This window comes from Sphingobacterium lactis (assembly GCF_051951495.1).
Classification (GTDB): Bacteria; Bacteroidota; Bacteroidia; order Sphingobacteriales; family Sphingobacteriaceae; genus Sphingobacterium; species Sphingobacterium lactis_A.
On sequence record NZ_JBNHAS010000001.1, the window covers coordinates 1196644 to 1213407 of the forward strand.

Consider the following 16764-nt stretch of genomic DNA (forward strand, 5'->3'; position numbering starts at 1 on the left):
ATGAAATCATATAAATTTATATTAGCAAGCATTTTCTTAATCAACATAGGATGTAATGATTCATCATTAGATATTTCACCAACGGATCAATTAACTGATGTTACTGTTTGGCAAAATGCAGAAAATGCAGGTTTATTTTTAAACGATATTTATAACCAATTAAATCCAGGTCCAGTTTCATCTGTATGGACAAATTTACCATCAGAAATCAGTAATGATCCACTTGATAATTTTTCTGACAATAGTGTCAGTGGAAATTTAGCGGGAATTCCTTCCTATGAAGTCTTCACTCAAGGTGCTCAAAGCCCCTCCATACCTATTTATAATAATTTTTGGAAGGATTCATATGCAAAAATTAGAAAGTGTAATTTATTAATAGAAAAGGTGTCAAACTCTAACTTCCCCGATAACAAGAAAAAGTCTCTTGTAGCTCAAGGGAGATTTTTACGTGCCTACTATTATCGGAGTTTGATGCAACTTTATGGAGGAGTTCCATTGATCACGAAGGTTTTAGACCGTGTAAAGGATGGCGAAGCGATTTTCCAACCGAGAAACACTTTAGTTGAATGTGTAACTTTTATTGAGAAAGAATGTGAAGACATTGCAATTGACTTACCATTAAAGGCTGGTGCGAAGGATATTGGCAGAGCCACTAAAGGTGCCGCTTGGGCTTTAAAAGCAGAGGTTCAACTTCAAGTTGGGAAATATGCTGAATCGGCAGAAACATGTCTTAAAATAATGAACTCAGGAGCTGGATATGATTTATTTAGTGATTACGGAACTTTATTTTTTGAAGAAAATGAAGGAAATAAAGAAGTCATCTTTGATATTCAATACGCAGCAGAAATAAAAGGAACAATTACCGAGAAATATTGGAATCCAACCCAAACAACAGATGGTACAGGTTGGCAGGCAGTTAATCCAACCCAAGACCTTATAGACGAATATGAATTTTTAGATGGCAAAACGGAATCTGAAGGCTCCACCCAATTTAATCCAAATGATCCATACAAAAATCGGGATAAGCGTTTTTATGCTTCTATTATTTATGATGGGGCTTCATGGAAAACAGGGGTAATTAATAGTAGACTTGGCATTCCCAATAATAAAAACCAATTCGGCAATTCTGGTGCTACTAGAACAGGATATTATTTACGTAAGAAGGTTAACCCTGCAGTTGTTCCAGGCGTAAGTAGTGGTCAAAATTCAATTGTATGGAGATATGCAGAAATTTTATTGAACTATGCAGAGTCTAAAAATGAAGTTTTAGGACAACCTGATAAAAGTATCTATGATGCAATCAATAAAATTCGGACTAGAGCGGGTTTACCTGATCTTCCACTTGGCCTCAATAAAGACCAAATGCGCTCTAAAATACGACACGAAAGGAGAATTGAGCTAGCTTTTGAAGGTAAAAGGTTATTTGATTTATGGCGTTGGAAAACAGCAGAACAGGTATTTAGCAAACCGCTTCGTGCAATGAAAATAACGGTAAATAATGGAACATTAGTATTTGATAAAATTGCTATTGACGGAGGCAAAATTAAGTTTGATGCAAGTAAAAATTACTTAATGCCAATTCCTGAAACTGTAAGAGGACTAAATCCAAAAATTGATCAAAACCCTAATTATTAATGCAATGAAGAGAGAATTAAATTTTGAAATTAAAAAAATAACTGCAATAAGTTTATTCTTCTTATTTCTATTGTTATTTCAAACTACGCAAGCTCAACAAAATCAGATAATTGAAAAATTTAAGACCAAAGTAGATGTACCGAAGTCCGCAAATGATTTAAAGAAATTCTTAAGTTATCGAAGTAATAATTTTCCCATAGTTAGTGCTCATCGTGGTGGACCAATGGAAGGTTTTCCTGAAAATTGTATTGCAACATTTGAAAACACACTAAAACATGGCTTTGCCCTATTGGAAATTGATCCAAGGTATACAAAAGATAGTATTATTATCTTGATGCATGACCAAACCTTAGATCGTACGACCAATGGACACGGCAAAGTGTCCGATTACACATACGCAGAGATTCAAAAGCTATTTCTAAAGGATATAACTGGAAAAGTAACGACTTATAAAATACCAACTCTTGATGAGGTTTTAGTTTGGGCAAAAGGAAAAACTATATTAGTAATTGACGAAAAAGATGTTCCAATAGAAGATCGAGTAAATAAAATTAAGCAGCATAATGCGCAAGCAAGTGCATTAGTAATAGCCTACAAACCAGAAGATATCAGCCTTTCATATAAATTGGACAAAGATATTATGATGGAAATCATGATGGACAAAATAGAAATGGCTGATACCTTTGAAAAGCTTAACATACCTTGGAGCAATGTGGTGGCTTTCGTTGGACACAATCCTCCTATTTCCAGGAATATAACAGATTTAATTCATAAAAAAAATGTTAAATGCATCGTTGGAAGTTCAAGGAATATTGACAAGGAATTTATTCAAGGCAAAATTGACCAACAAAAATTAAGCAATGGTTACCATCAATTAATCCATTCTGGAGCTGATATAATTGAAGCCGATTTGGGCATTATAGCTATAGAATCATTAAATAACATTTCTAAAAAAGGAGTTTCAAACGCAAAGTAAACAGCCCCAATATAATCATCATTCTAGCAGATGATTTGGGTTGGGGCGATGTTGGATACAATGGTCAAAAGAAAATTAAAACTCCAAATATTGATGAATTAGCCAATAGAGGATTAAAATTTAATCAATTCTATGCAGGATCTTCTGTATGCGCTCCTTCAAGAGCATCACTCCTCACAGGAGTGAACACTGCTCATGGCCATATTAGGGAGCTTTCTGCTTGGACGGCAAGTGGAAATCCAATTGATTTAAAAGATGAAGAGATTACTTTAGCAGAGGAATTAAAAAAGAAAAATTATAAAACAGGTATTATCGGAAAGTGGGGTTTAGAAGAAGGTGCAGGAACAGGAATGCCTAATAAACAAGGATTTGATTATTTTTTTGGTTTTAAAACTCATACTGAGGCACATCATTATTACCCGGAATATTATTGGGAAAATGGAATTAAAATAAAGCAACCCCGTAACAATCCAAAAGAAAAGATTGGTGAATACTCTAATGACGTATTTTACACAAAAGCAATTGAATTTATTAAGGAGAACAAGGATGATTCATTTTTTCTATATCTACCATTTACAGTACCACACAATGAAATTACAGTACCGAATGATTCTAAAGAACAATACCAAGGTTTGGGATGGCCAAAAAGACACATGCAATCTGGTCACTACTTTCACGATGAGGAGGGAAATTTAGCCTACGCAGGTATGGTGAGTAGGTTTGACTCCTATATCGGAGGAATTCAAAAATCATTAGAAGAAGAAGGATTAATTGAAAATACAATTATCATTATAACTAGTGATAATGGACCTGGTTTTGACAATGGTTTTTTTAAGAGTTCGGGTCCCTTTAGAGGTGGCAAATTACAACTTTATGAAGGAGGAATACGAGTTCCTTTTGTTTTATCTTGGCCAAAGAAAGTTAAATCTGGTAGAGAAATTGATTCTGCATTTCATTTCTGCGACATTTATAGTACCATAAGTCATATCGCAGATGTTAAAATAGATAAAGAAATTGATGGTATCTCATTCTTACCAAGTATACTAAATCATGGTGAGCAAAAATATCATGACTTTTTATATTGGGAAATAAATGAATCGAAAGGCCCCATACAAGCTATTAGAATTGGGGATTGGAAAGGAATTAAATTTCATGAAAAACAATTTGAGTTATTTAACATTAAGAATGACCCCTCTGAAATGTATAATCTATCAAAAGAATATCCAGAAATAGTAAATAAAATAAAGGAAATTATGTTGAATACACGAACTGATAATCCAGAATTTCCTTTAAAAAAGCGAACTCCAAATTATGATAACACAACCAACTAACAGGCTATTCATTTAATGAAAAAAGGCAATTAAAAATGAACAGAAAGGATTTTATTAATTTTGCTCTTACATATGGAGTAGGAAACATATTCTTCCATCCATTTCTAAAATTAAAAACAAAGTTTAATCCAATTCAAGAAATAGGATTACAAACCTACAGTCTAAAGCAATTTAAAATAAATGAGGTATTAGAGTTACTCCAGGATCTAAATATCAAAACATGTGAACTTTGGGATGGTCATATACAGCCATATGACTTAATGTGGCGTAAAGGGATGAGCAAAGAGGAAAATGATCTACGAATTTTAGAGTTAAAAAACTGGTCAAAAAAATTAGATTTAAGAAGCATAAATCAATTATATAATAAATTTAATGCTGCTGGAATTAGCATACATTCTTATAATGGTTCCTTTAGCAAATCGGATGATGATGATCAAATCCATCAAGTTTTTGATGTGACTAAGCGATTAAAAACATCCATTATTACCACATCAGCTAAATATGATCAATTGCTAAGAATCAAAAGTTATGTTTTACAAAATCACTTTTTAATCGCCTCCCATAACCATTCTATCCAAAAAGATGAGAATTATATTGCATCTGGTGCTAGTTTAATTCGAGCAACTGAAATCAATCCAACTCATTTTAAAATAAATTTAGATATTGGACATATGACCGCAGCAAATGAAGATTGTTTATCATTTATCCGGAAAAATCACGCTAGGATATGCTCCCTTCATTTGCGGGATAGAAAAAAGAATCAGGGAAAAGTTCTTTCTTTTGGCAAAGGAGACACTAAAATTTTAGAAGTAGTTGAATTAATACAAAATAATTTTCCAGAAATAGTAATGTTCATTGAACTTGACTACCCATTTGAAAATGCATATTCAGAACTAAAAAAAAGTATAGATTATATTAATAATAGATCAAAAAAGCATTAAGACTTTTAACTTCTACCATGACTAATCAAAAGAACATCTTATTCCAACAATAAGATGTTTTATTTTTCTTAATAATTCCCCCTCTAAAAAATACGCATAAATATTTACTCTTGTGTAACACCTGTAACCGTAGAACTCTTTAACATATCTGACTTTTGCATTAATAATTAAACAAAATCAGGTATGTATAAAAGATTTATATTACTAATTATAATCATTTCCTCCTTTACAGCGGAATCAATGGCACAGCAGCCTTTGAATTTGGCGGATGCGATTATGCAGATGAAGCAAAACAACAGTCAGCTTCGCGTTCAACAAAAGGAAGTTGATCTCTCTAATGCCGAATTGGAAGGAACAAAATCTGGTTTTCTTCCAAAGGTATCTCTAAGTCATACTGCTTTTTTCACAAATGACCCACTGAATGCTTTTGGATTTAAACTGCAACAACAGGCTGTAACCATGGAAGATTTTAATCCGGCTTTATTAAACAATCCGGATGATATGACGCACTTCAACAGTAAGCTAGCAGTACAACAGCCAATATTAAATTTTGATGTATATGCTGCTAGAAGGGCTCTAAAGGAAAAAATTAAAGCTAACCAGTTCCAGAAACAATTTGCTGAAGATATGCTTGTAGTGGAAATTCAGAAAGCATATAGCAACCTACAATTTCTATATGAGGCTAAACAAGCCGTTGAAAAAGGACAAGCTGCTTATCAAGAGGTTTTGCGAAACACCAAGAATATGGAGCAACAGGGTTATGCAAAAGCATCGGATGTTCTTATGGTGCAAGTTGGATTATCGGAGATTCAAAACAAGGGGATCGACATTGATAATAATATATCAAATCTATCCGATTACCTCAATTGGTTAATGGGTAAGCCATCAAAAGAAATCTACATCCCTACTGAAACTTTGGTCAAAAAAAGCTTGCCTAATGATCAACAGGTCTTTTCCCAAGATCGTGCAGATATAAAAGCTATGCGTTCAGGCCTCGAGGCTCAATGGCAGATGGTTGATATGAATAAGAAAAAACTCCTTCCAAGAATCAATGCTTTTGGAGAGTATAATTTCAATGACAAAAATATAATTGGTTTTGGTTCAAATGCATATTTAGCTGGTATTTCCTTATCGTGGGACCTTTTTAATGGCAATGAAACGAACAACAAAATTAAACAAAGCAAGATTTCATACGCTAAATCAGAATCTGAGCTTCAGGTTTATGTGGAGAAAAATGAGCTGGAATTGCAAAAAGCAAAACGCGATTTAACAGCTAATCAAGCCAAAATAACCTTAAGTGAGACAGCGCATCAGCAAGCAGATGAATCTTTAAGAATCTTAGAGAACCGTTATGGTCAAGGATTAGAGAAAACAGCTGATCTATTGGTTGCTCAGGCAAAAACCATTGAAAAACAAGTTGCCTTACTAGAGGCTATAAAGGACTATAACCTTTCTATTATACAAATCAATTTTTTAACTCAACGTTCGAATTAACAGAATGAAAACGAATAAAATACTTACTTCCATAAGCTTAATCATGCTTATAGGTTATTTCTCTTCCTGTTCACACAGCAAAGACCCGAAAACTGTAGAATTGCCTCCTGTAGCGGCTAGTATTGGACAGACTGCCGGTTCTAATCATGGTAAATATGTTACGGCCAGCGGTAAGGTTGAGGCGGAAAACAGTGCCATGATCAGTACACGGATGATGGGATTTGTGACAGCAATACAGGTAAAAACAGGACAACATGTATCTAAAGGACAATTGCTAGCTCGTATTTCCAATACAGACCTACAAGCAAAAAAGGCTCAAACAGAAGCTGGTATTGCACAAGCTCAAGCAGGATACAACAGTGCGCGTAAGGATTACGAGCGCTTTGAAACATTATTTGCTCAGAAGAGTGCAAGCCAAAAAGAATTGGATGATATGAGCACACATCTAGAAATGGCAAAAGCAGGTTTAGAAGCCGCCAAACAAATGCGTAATGAGGTAATGGCTCAATTTTCCTATTCCAATATCACTGCACCTTTCTCAGGTGTGGTTACCGGAACTTTTATGAAAGAAGGTGACATGGCCAATCCTGGAATGCCTATCATCAGTATGGAAGGAGCTTCAAAACTTCAGGCGGTAGTCATGGTGTCTGAGAGTGAAATCTTGAACATTAAAAACAACATGCAAGCCGATGTAATCATCAAATCTTTGGAGAAAACCATAAAAGGTAAAGTGGCTGAAATGAGTAGTTCGGCACAAAATACCGGAGGGCAATACATCGTAAAAATTGATCTTGAGAATCCTGGAAATATATTATCGGGGATGTTTGTACAAGCTGTTTTTCCTATAGATCGGACGGCAGCAACAACAAGCAACTCCAGTTTGCCATTAATTCCGAAAGAGGCCCTGATTGAAGAAGGACAACTGAAGGGAGTTTATGTGTTAAACGATCAAAATATTGCCTTATTGAGATGGATTCGACTTGGTAAGACTTATGGCAATGAAGTAGAGGTTTTGTCAGGATTATCGGCAAACGAACGCTATGTCCTTCATGCTGACGGTAAGCTATTTAATGGAGTGAAAATCAAGGTAAAATAAGATTATACCCTTTCCTAGGGATCTTATATAAAATAAAAATACAGAATAATGCAAAGTGGTATATCAGGTAAAATAGCCTCGATGTTCTTAAACTCTAAACTGTCGATTTTGTTGATGGTTGGGTTAATGATTATCGGTGTATATAGCTCTTCCTTGATTCCAAGAGAAGAAGAACCGCAGATTAATGTTCCTATGGCTGACATTATGGTTGGTTATCCAGGAGCGAGTCCAGAGGAGGTTGAACGCCGGGTTTTAGAACCTCTGGAGAAGATAATCTCCAATATTAAGGGTGTTGAACATTTGCACAGTACAGCCATGAATGGTCAGGCAATGATCATCGTGCAGTTTTACGTAGGTGAAGATATTGAACGCTCTTATGTCAAGTTATATGATGAGCTCATAAAAAACCAACATATTTTTCCGCAAGGCGTCTACCCACCTATGGTTAAAACGCGTTCGATCAATGATGTTCCGATGTTGGCTCTTACTTTATGGAGCGATAAATACGATGATTTCCAGATTCGTCAATTAGCTGAAGAAGTATCTACCGAAATCAAGAAAATAAAGGATGTATCTACCATTCGAGAGATCGGTGGACGGACTAGAGAGTTGAAAATTGCGCTGGATAAGGATAAAATGGCAGAAAATGCTGTGGATGCTTTAGGCATTATGCAGATGATTCAAGCCAATAATGGCAGTATGCAATCGGGTAGCTTTGTTCAAAAAGATCAAGAATACTTATTAACCACTGGGCAGTTCTTATCTACAAAAGAAGATGTAGAGAATCTAGTGGTAGGTGTTAATAAGCAAATGCCTGTTTATTTGAAACAGGTAGCTCAAGTCACTGATGGTTCTGGAACCGCCAAAAGTTATGTTTCATTTGGCTACAGTAAATTTAATGAGAAATATGCTGAGAATGCTTCTGAATATCCGGCAGTGACACTCTCCATAGCGAAAGTTCAAGGAGCCGATGCCATGCAGATATCCGAGCAAATCTTAAGCAATGTAGAAAAACTACAATCCAACCTCATTCCTAAAGATGTTAAAGTCGAGGTAACCCGAAATTATGGGGAAACCGCATCGCATAAAGTAAATGAGTTGTTATTTCACTTAGGCGTTGCGATTGTAGCCGTTACGGCCTTAGTGATGTTGGCAATGGGCTGGCGTGGTGGTTTGGTGGTCTTTCTTTCCGTACCACTAACTTTTGCCCTAACCTTATTCAGTTACTATATCCTAGGATATACGCTGAATCGGATTACCTTATTTGCCTTGGTGTTTGTCGTCGGAATTGTGGTTGATGATAGTATCATCATTGCAGAGAATATGCATAGGCATTTCAAGATGAGGAAACTTCCATTCAGGGATGCTGCTATATACGCGATCAATGAAGTGGGAAATCCGACGATCTTAGCGACTTTTACAGTTATTGCAGCCATATTACCAATGGCCTTTGTATCGGGCATGATGGGGCCTTATATGAGCCCTATGCCGATTGGAGCATCCATTGCCATGTTGCTTTCTCTATTCGTGGCTTTGACCATAACACCATATTTGGGTTATCACCTACTGAATGAAAAAGAAAAACAACATGAGAAAGAGGAAAAAGGTCATCAGACGAGCTGGATTTATAAAATCTATAACAAGTTTGAAAAGCCTCTTCTTGACAATTCTAAGAAGCGCTGGTTGGTATTAGGATTAACCGTAGTTCTTCTATTTGGTTCCGTTGGAATGTTTTTTACCAAATCGGTAGCTGTTAAGATGCTTCCTTTTGATAATAAAAATGAATTTCAAGTGGTGATTGATATGCCTGAGGGAACAACTTTAGAAAGGACGGCTGCGGTGACTAAAGAAATTGCTCAATACCTAACCACAGTACCTGAGGTGGTGAATTATCAAAACTATGTAGGTACCTCTGCCCCTATTACCTTCAATGGTTTGGTTCGTCACTATGATTTAAGAGGTGGAAGCAATATGGCGGATATTCAAGTAAATCTGCTTAATAAAACAGATCGGGATGAGCAGAGTCATGCTATTGCTAAACGGATCCGTCCAGCTATTCAAGCCATTGCCAAAAAACATCATGCTAATGTGAAGCTTGTGGAAGTTCCTCCAGGTCCTCCGGTATTATCGACCATCGTAGCAGAAGTATATGGTCCAGATTATCAGGAGCAGATTAAGGTGGCTTATCAAGTTAAAGAGATTTTGAAAAAGACCAATGATGTGGTGGATGTAGACTGGGGTGTTGAGGATGTTCAAACCGAGTATAAATTAGAAGTGGATAAGGAAAAAGCCATGCTGAATGGCATTGCCCCTCAGCAGGTTGTAGGGAATCTAACTTATCTATTGAGAGAGTATCCAATTTCGAATCTTTATGATGAAAAATCGGTCAATCCGGTAGGTATTGTAATGGCTTTAGACGATAAGGATAAAACCAATTTAGAGGATATACAAAATCTTAAGGTAAAAGGTCAGCAAGGCAATATGGTACCAGTAAGGGATATCGTCCAAGTGAAACAGGATACCTTACGGAAATCCATCAGTAGAAAAGATCAACAAAGGGTGGTTTATGTCTTAGCGGATATGGCAGGTGATTTAGAAAGCCCGGCTTATGCTATCCTTGGCATGGAGAAAACATTGAAAGAGATGAAACTTCCAAAAGGATATGAGGTCAGTGATCTTTATATGGGACAGCCTAAGGATGACAGCAACTTTACCGTTAAATGGGATGGTGAATGGCAAATTACTTTGGAGGTATTCCGCGATCTTGGAATTGCATTTATGGTGGTTATCATCATTATTTACATGTTGATAGTTGGCTGGTTCCAAGATTTCAAAACTCCTATCGTGATGATGGTGGCAATACCTTTGTCCTTAATAGGAATTGTTTTAGGGCACTGGCTATTAGGCGCATTTTTTACAGCGACATCCTTCATTGGGATGATAGCCTTAGCGGGTGTCATGGTTCGTAATTCGGTATTGTTGATTGATTTTATCGAAATCAGGTTAAAGGATGGAATTCCATTGAAACAAGCCATTATAGATGCTGGAGCAGTGCGTACTACTCCTATCCTACTAACGACAGGCGCTGTGGTAATTGGGGCTTCAGTTATCTTATTTGACCCGATATTCCAAGGATTAGCTATCTCATTAGTTGGGGGTGCCATCGTATCAACCATCTTAACCCTATTTGTAGTGCCTTTAGTTTACTACATCGTTGAACGGAAAAAATGGTCATCCAATAAAGATGAGAACCAGAGTTAGAGCATATATAGTTAACAAAAAAATCTAATCGTATGAAATTATTAATCATAACAGCTGCAAGCGGCTATAAGAACAGTGTCAAGAAACTGTTAGCAGAAAATCAAGTGATCACCTATTCCTATAATCCTGTAACGGGTTATAGGGATAGTACGCAAGATGCCGTAGAAGATAATTGGTTTGCTTCAGAAATGAATAAAACAGAATCATTTCTATTCTTTGCTATGGTACCTGATCAATTATCAGACAATATCTTTCACTCAGTCGAGGAATTGAATAAAATAAATGATATGCAATCAAGAGTGCATATAGCCATTACATCGATTGAAAAATCAAATTAACCCAGAAAATAAAAATTATGACAAGAGAACGATACATTAAAATGATTGCCGGAGCAATGGTTTCAATATCCAGTTTAGGGGCCTACTTTTTAAACATCAATTGGATTTGGATTGCTGTTTTCGTAGGAGCTAACTTATTTCAATTCTCCATTACCAAGTGGTGCATGCTCAATAATATCTTGAAGTTAATGGGTGTACAATCGGAAATGGATTGTTGTAAAGATGATAAATGCTAGATAAATTTAAGGTTGATGTTAAGGAGCTGTTCGTAATGGACAGTTCCTTTATTTTTGTTCTGCCTCATTCCATAAACGAATACATTCATCTACTCCCTTATAAATCCCTTCAAAATATTTTTCTTTTTTAAACTCAGGAATTATAATATTCTTTATTATCTCGGTACAAATTTCATCTGTTATGATCTCTTGTGTACCTAATCCAGTGGTAATTCGCATTCTTCGTAATTTTGGACTAAACACGAAGGTAAGTCCATTATTCTTTTCTGCTGTTCCTACTCCCCAATGATTGGATAAATCTATTACATAATCATCAAAATTATCCTGATTTAACTTATCATCATTAATGGAAACAACTACAATTTGATTTGTTGTTTGCTTATCAAATTTTTTAAGTTTTTCATTTAATGAGACAACCTTTAAACTATCAAATACTTTTGCAAAATCATTCACATATCCTATTTGTTCAGGAAAGGTTAGTGTGTTGTTTTTTTGTTCTGTTTTCGGCTTTGTTTCTATTTCCTGGGCATAAGCATTATGGATTTGGAAAGTAAGAAGGAAGAGTATGATAAGTAGGTAGTTTTTCATAATATTTAGTTTTAGGAGGTGGAAATATTGACTTTAATATACAGGCAGATTATTAATTAATAACTCCAACCCAACATTCGCTGTTTTAGTCCTTTTGCATCAAATACCCATACCACTTCAGAATAGCATGCTCCATCGCCTAAACTTTGAATAGCAAAGAAGTTATTGTCGTTTTGAAAGTATTGGAAGTTATTCTGAGCATGTATAATACTCCAGATATAATCCAATGGAACATTGAATTTCTTACCCCTTACTGTTGCTTCAACCTTTTGAATTTCTGTTTTTGGAATACCACAATCTGCCCCAAAATAAGATTTACCATTTATGGAACCTATCACTGTCTTTTGATTATCAACATATTTAATCTGTTTTCCAGTGGCTTTAAAGGGACTAATCGTATAGCTCATTTTAATATCCGATGATGCAGCTTTCTTAAGATCCTTTATAAATCTCAATTGAGATTCATGTATAAATCCGGTCTTATGCTTACTTAAATCGGGACTACAATTCAAACAATATGGATCTGAACCGACATACACCTTTAGCCATTTATCATTCGGGTGTTCTTCAGCATACAACTCATCCACTAAAACAACAATATTGTTCTGCAGTGGAGAAATAATTTTAGCATTTGTAGAACCTGCTGATCTTAAATTCGAATAACCGTCATTACTTAGCACAATAGCCATTTGAGCATAGGACGAATTAGCAAAAAAACAGATTAATGTGGTAAATAGGACTTGTAAGTTAGTGTAAAGAGACTTTTTCATATCGGAGATTTATAGCTTCTTATTTTAATTCGTATTTGATTCAACATCAAGTTAATAGGACAACTTTTATACCAATTAATAATTCTAACCACTTTTAGAATTATCTACACGATGAAGATATTTTCTAGAATTAGTTGTTTTTTCTATTTGGTAAAAATTGAATCAAGCAACTCCTTTTCCACTTTCACTAAAACAAATTCTGCACTATCATAGGTAATTGGCACACTTGGAACAAAAAAAGGCACCCCCATATAGCTTGATATCAAACCATTTCCTACATGCAATGCATCATCTCTTTTTAAAAGTGCAAAAGGCATTCTTTTCTTAACTCCTCCACTAAAGGGTCTATAATAAAAATCTCCAATCAAAGTATCTCCCATGATTTTGCCTTCTATATTTCCCGTGCGATAGGTATACCAGTTCTTACGAATCTCATATTGACCGTAAAAATGATTTCCAATAGTACTCAATTTTAAATCTGCAGTATCCGATCCATTTACTGCACGGTAATAGTTGGTATGAACTTCGGTAGTTTGGTTATTACAACCAAAAGCTGTGATAATAATGAGGAAAAGTAAAATTACTGGGTTAAGTTTCAAGTTGAATAGGTTTTACTTGTCTTTTTAATTAGTGTCAATAGCTAGTTAATCAATCTTATATATAAATTCTTCTATAATACTTTCTCGAGCATTAGCATAACCTTTATCGGAACCGATTTTAGTAAAACCACAATTTATCAAAACCTTTTGTGAACCAAAATTATCAAATGCTACTCGCGCATAAACTGGTCTTTCCTTAACTTGGTCAAGAAATTCACTTAAAGCTTTTGTCGCGATTCCCTGTCCCCAATATTTTTTATCTATCCAGTAGGTAATTTCTACATTACCATCCATTGTAAACTTGGCAATACTTCCAACAATGCTATTATCAACCAATATTGTCTGATTATTTATTGAAGGGTCATTTAAAAATCTAGTGTATTTGCTTATATAAGCTATTTTATTAGTATGATCCTCAGGCATAAAGGCTGCCAAAGAACAAGCTTCTTCATCAAGTTGAAATTTAAATAATACATCTAAGTCTGAAACTTCTGTTTTTCTAAGTATTATATCGGGATTCTTGTTCATAAGTGGAATAATAGTAATTTAATTATTTATAATATCCTCTTTATTTATGACAAAGATTTCATTTGGACTATAAGTTATTAAAACTAATTCTTTTTCGACAATAATTTCTGCACCATCCCAGAGCATATGTTCAAACCTTTCGTCAAAAATATATTTTGAAAGCCAAAACTCCTTCTCAAGCATTCCATTCTGTTTATTAATACAAGCAATAAAATATTGACCACTTTCATTTTTCAAAAGTCCTATGATGTTGTTATTATCTAAATTTTTGAAATCATTTATAAAGTAATCTTGATTCCAAAGTTTCTTTCCATTTTTTATATTGATTGCTGATAATTTCGGATTATAAAATGATGCCTCAACTATAAAAAACAATTGGTTTTGATCATCAAGCAGCTGATTGGGTTGAGAGCCTGCTGTTTTTTTTACGCGCCATAAAGGTTCATTAGTCGATAAATCAAAGCAAATTGCATATGCAGAATAAGAGTTTGATAACATTAAATTATTAGTAAAACTAGGAGTGCTATCAATCGACCAACTTCCAGGAAATTTGTATTCATTTTCAATTTCAAGTGTATCCAAATTTAATCCAATGATTTTTGAATTGGAGGTTGATACAAATAGTCTATCATTATACTTTACTATGCTGCCGCATAACCAATGCACCTTATATTTCTTTGTTTTCAAAGTTTTCCCATTTTCACAATTCAAAACCTTTAACTCTTTCTCAAAATATAAATAAAGTAAATCGTCTATTACACTAAGGTTTGTGGTCCATAATTTATAAGGTACTTCTACCTGCCATAATATATTTCCGCTATTTTTATCGAGAGCAATGATGTATTTATTCGTAGTACATATAAATTTGTCTTTGTACAGAATTGGAGTTGAGTTAACAAAGTCTTCTTCGTCTTTTAGCTTGAAAATCCATTTAGTATTTTTTGTCTCCAAATTAATGCACCTTACTTCCGAATATTTACAAATGTGTTCTGGCGAATCTAGCTCAGTAAATTTTAGGCATATAAAAAGATTTCCCTCATCTAGAATAGGATAACAAGGATAACAAAATCCATCCTCTATAACTATTTTATTAATGTTAGTGTCCATTGTATAATAGCAGTTACTCAGTATTTACAAGATATAAAATTTTCTTGCAAGTTGATAAGTGGATGATATGTTATTGGAGTTGAATCATCACTGTATGGGAATGGAAGAAACTAAAGCAATCTGTGTGGATTTTAATGATGAAAAGAGTTAGAGCAGATTGAATTGTAAGTCCAAAGAAATGTATAGTATGATTGACAAGTAATGAGAGAGGATTGGTTCTGCCCCGCGATTCCCGCACTTAGCCCTGAACCATCCCTAGAGGGGGTGGCTTCAACCAAATCAAGTTGTGTGGATTTTAATGATGAAAAGAGTTAGAGCAGATTGAATTGTAAGTCCAAAGGAAAGTATTGTATGATTGACAAGTAATGAGAGTGGATTGGTTCAGCCCCGCGATTCCCGCACATAGCCCTGAACCATCCCTTTAGGGGGTGGCTTCAACCAAATCAAAGCCGCTCGCTGTGCTCGCTTGTTTTGTTGTTTATAGGGGTTGCTCAAACAAGTTTGGCAACCCCTATAAACAACAAAACCCACCTGACGATGGGCTTTGATTTGGTTGGCGGAGAGAGAGGGATTCGAACCCTCGATACAGTCATCCCGTATACAGACTTTCCAGGTCTGCTCATTCGACCACTCTGACATCTCTCCATGTCAATGTGGCTGCAAATATATAACTTTTATGCGTTCTCCACGTATTTAAAATCAAATAATTTTAACTTTTCTGATTTCCTTTCCCTAAATTAGTCAATACCAACTATGAAGCGAATTTTATCAATCGATGGTGGAGGAATCCGAGGTATTATCCCAGGCATGCTACTGGTCGCCCTGGAAGATAAAATAAAACGGATATCTAAAGATCCGCAAGCTCACCTCTCACAATATTTTGACTTTTTTGCAGGTACTAGTACTGGTGGTATTCTCGCCAGTATCCTACTCTGTCCGCATCCAGATGACCCTACAAAACCCAGATTCTCCGCTCAAGACGCCTTGAATATTTACGTCGAACATGGAACTGAAATATTCACAACCAGTAGCTGGAGACGATTTCTAAATCAATTTGGATTGCTTTCCGAATTATACGATGAACATGTCCTTGAAAAAGTCCTTGAAAGCTATTTTGGAGATCTCAAATTAAGTCAGCTCATCAAACCTTGTATCATCACAGCATATAATATCGAACTTCGTAAAAACCACTTATTCCGACAACAGAAAGCAATATCACATGGTGACTCTAGAGACTTTTACCTAAAAGATGTATGTCGAGCTACCTCAGCTGCACCGACCTATTTCTCCGTTGCTGAAATTTACTCCATTGCAGGCACCAGATACCCTTTGGTCGATGGTGGAGTATTTGCTCACAACCCAGCCATATCAGCGCTCCTAGAGGTTCTAAAGACTTATAAAACCTTTAAAATTGACGATGTGCATATCTTATCCTTGGGTACTGGTATAGCAAAGAATGCTTATCGCTATGAAGATTTCAAGAAACAAAAAGCCATATCCATCGGGCCAGCTTTGGTCGATATTATGACATCCAGCTCATCCGAAAGCAACGATTACTTCCTAAGACAGCTTTTCCGTTCGGTTCAACATAGCGCAAATTACATCCGTATTGAGCCATCCAATATGTCTTCTATACAACCCGCTTTGGATGATGCCTCTAAAAGCAATATCCAAAAAATAGTTTCTCTTGCCGACAAACTGATTTCAGATAACGAATCCATGCTCGATGCTTTGGTATTGGATTTGATTCATGACAAGGAAAAGAAAAGTCAAAAGAAAGAAAATGGCGTATGGAAATTCCTAAAGGATAAATTCTAGAAAATAGCAAAAAAAGGACAAATTATTAGTCTTTTGTTAACCTTGA

At 35.3% G+C, this 16764-nt stretch carries 15 protein-coding genes and 1 tRNA gene; 10 read left to right on the forward strand and 6 right to left on the reverse strand.

All coding sequences use genetic code 11. The features are described 5' to 3' along the window. The 9 genes from ACP6L2_RS05120 (at position 1) to ACP6L2_RS05160 (ending at position 11308) form a co-directional block, all read left to right on the forward strand. Positions 1-1635 carry a RagB/SusD family nutrient uptake outer membrane protein gene (locus tag ACP6L2_RS05120; protein WP_440508211.1) on the forward strand — a complete coding sequence of 545 codons (1635 nt, stop codon included), beginning with the start codon at positions 1-3 and terminating at the stop codon, positions 1633-1635. A gap of 4 nt (positions 1636-1639) precedes the next feature. Next, positions 1640-2611 (forward strand): glycerophosphodiester phosphodiesterase family protein, encoded by a 972-nt coding sequence (locus tag ACP6L2_RS05125; RefSeq protein ID WP_440508212.1) that lies wholly within the window; start codon positions 1640-1642, stop codon positions 2609-2611. Positions 2612-2628: 17 nt separating this feature from the next. Continuing rightward, positions 2629-3942, forward strand: a complete 1314-nt coding sequence (locus tag ACP6L2_RS05130; RefSeq protein ID WP_440508677.1) for an arylsulfatase — start codon at positions 2629-2631, stop codon at positions 3940-3942. Positions 3943-3977: 35 nt separating this feature from the next. After that, positions 3978-4883: a sugar phosphate isomerase/epimerase family protein gene (locus ACP6L2_RS05135; protein WP_440508213.1), complete on the forward strand. Its 906-nt coding sequence runs from the start codon at positions 3978-3980 to the stop codon at positions 4881-4883. Between the two features lie 240 nt (positions 4884-5123). Further along, on the forward strand, positions 5124-6377 hold the full coding sequence (locus ACP6L2_RS05140; protein ID WP_440508214.1) for a TolC family protein: 1254 nt from the start codon (positions 5124-5126) through the stop codon (positions 6375-6377). A 4-nt stretch (positions 6378-6381) separates the two neighbouring features. After that, positions 6382-7473 carry an efflux RND transporter periplasmic adaptor subunit gene (locus ACP6L2_RS05145; protein ID WP_440508215.1) on the forward strand — a complete coding sequence of 364 codons (1092 nt, stop codon included), beginning with the start codon at positions 6382-6384 and terminating at the stop codon, positions 7471-7473. Between the two features lie 48 nt (positions 7474-7521). Then, a complete protein-coding gene (locus ACP6L2_RS05150; protein WP_440508216.1) occupies positions 7522-10734 on the forward strand; it encodes an efflux RND transporter permease subunit in 3213 nt (1070 codons plus the stop codon). Between the two features lie 32 nt (positions 10735-10766). After that, positions 10767-11072, forward strand: a complete 306-nt coding sequence (locus ACP6L2_RS05155; protein WP_440508217.1) for a hypothetical protein — start codon at positions 10767-10769, stop codon at positions 11070-11072. A 17-nt stretch (positions 11073-11089) separates the two neighbouring features. After that, positions 11090-11308, forward strand: a complete 219-nt coding sequence (locus ACP6L2_RS05160) for a YgaP family membrane protein (RefSeq protein WP_440508218.1) — start codon at positions 11090-11092, stop codon at positions 11306-11308. Between the two features lie 48 nt (positions 11309-11356). Here the strand turns inward: ACP6L2_RS05160 and ACP6L2_RS05165 are convergent, their stop codons facing one another. The 6 genes from ACP6L2_RS05165 to ACP6L2_RS05190 form a co-directional block, all read right to left on the reverse strand. After that, entirely contained in the window at positions 11357-11896 is a 540-nt protein-coding gene (locus ACP6L2_RS05165) for a TPM domain-containing protein (RefSeq protein ID WP_440508219.1), read from the reverse strand. A 56-nt stretch (positions 11897-11952) separates the two neighbouring features. Beyond that, positions 11953-12666 carry a hypothetical protein gene (locus tag ACP6L2_RS05170; RefSeq protein ID WP_440508220.1) on the reverse strand — a complete coding sequence of 238 codons (714 nt, stop codon included), beginning with the start codon at positions 12664-12666 and terminating at the stop codon, positions 11953-11955. Positions 12667-12809: 143 nt separating this feature from the next. Further along, positions 12810-13265 carry a hypothetical protein gene (locus tag ACP6L2_RS05175; RefSeq protein WP_440508221.1) on the reverse strand — a complete coding sequence of 152 codons (456 nt, stop codon included), beginning with the start codon at positions 13263-13265 and terminating at the stop codon, positions 12810-12812. 45 nt (positions 13266-13310) lie between these two features. Beyond that, a complete protein-coding gene (locus ACP6L2_RS05180) occupies positions 13311-13793 on the reverse strand; it encodes a GNAT family N-acetyltransferase (protein ID WP_440508222.1) in 483 nt (160 codons plus the stop codon). Positions 13794-13811: 18 nt separating this feature from the next. Further along, entirely contained in the window at positions 13812-14900 is a 1089-nt protein-coding gene (locus ACP6L2_RS05185; protein ID WP_440508223.1) for an outer membrane protein assembly factor BamB family protein, read from the reverse strand. Between the two features lie 554 nt (positions 14901-15454). After that, positions 15455-15545 (reverse strand) — tRNA-Ser (locus ACP6L2_RS05190). Between the two features lie 108 nt (positions 15546-15653). Here ACP6L2_RS05190 and ACP6L2_RS05195 point away from each other — a divergent pair. Beyond that, positions 15654-16718: a patatin-like phospholipase family protein gene (locus ACP6L2_RS05195; protein WP_440508224.1), complete on the forward strand. Its 1065-nt coding sequence runs from the start codon at positions 15654-15656 to the stop codon at positions 16716-16718. The last annotated feature ends 46 nt before the right edge of the window (positions 16719-16764 follow it).

Bases quoted from the DNA above. Each gene is read 5' to 3' on its own strand.
- ACP6L2_RS05135 (WP_440508213.1), top strand. From the start codon at position 3,978: ATGAACAGAAAGGATTTTATTAATTTTGCTCTTACATATGGAGTAGGA.
- ACP6L2_RS05160 (WP_440508218.1), top strand. From the start codon at position 11,090: ATGACAAGAGAACGATACATTAAAATGATTGCCGGAGCAATGGTTTCA.
- ACP6L2_RS05120 (WP_440508211.1), top strand. From the start codon at position 1: ATGAAATCATATAAATTTATATTAGCAAGCATTTTCTTAATCAACATA.
- ACP6L2_RS05145 (WP_440508215.1), top strand. From the start codon at position 6,382: ATGAAAACGAATAAAATACTTACTTCCATAAGCTTAATCATGCTTATA.
- ACP6L2_RS05155 (WP_440508217.1), top strand. From the start codon at position 10,767: ATGAAATTATTAATCATAACAGCTGCAAGCGGCTATAAGAACAGTGTC.
- ACP6L2_RS05170 (WP_440508220.1), bottom strand. From the start codon at position 12,666: ATGAAAAAGTCTCTTTACACTAACTTACAAGTCCTATTTACCACATTA.
- ACP6L2_RS05185 (WP_440508223.1), bottom strand. From the start codon at position 14,900: ATGGACACTAACATTAATAAAATAGTTATAGAGGATGGATTTTGTTAT.
- ACP6L2_RS05165 (WP_440508219.1), bottom strand. From the start codon at position 11,896: ATGAAAAACTACCTACTTATCATACTCTTCCTTCTTACTTTCCAAATC.
- ACP6L2_RS05150 (WP_440508216.1), top strand. From the start codon at position 7,522: ATGCAAAGTGGTATATCAGGTAAAATAGCCTCGATGTTCTTAAACTCT.
- ACP6L2_RS05140 (WP_440508214.1), top strand. From the start codon at position 5,124: ATGGCACAGCAGCCTTTGAATTTGGCGGATGCGATTATGCAGATGAAG.
- ACP6L2_RS05195 (WP_440508224.1), top strand. From the start codon at position 15,654: ATGAAGCGAATTTTATCAATCGATGGTGGAGGAATCCGAGGTATTATC.
- ACP6L2_RS05180 (WP_440508222.1), bottom strand. From the start codon at position 13,793: ATGAACAAGAATCCCGATATAATACTTAGAAAAACAGAAGTTTCAGAC.
- ACP6L2_RS05125 (WP_440508212.1), top strand. From the start codon at position 1,640: ATGAAGAGAGAATTAAATTTTGAAATTAAAAAAATAACTGCAATAAGT.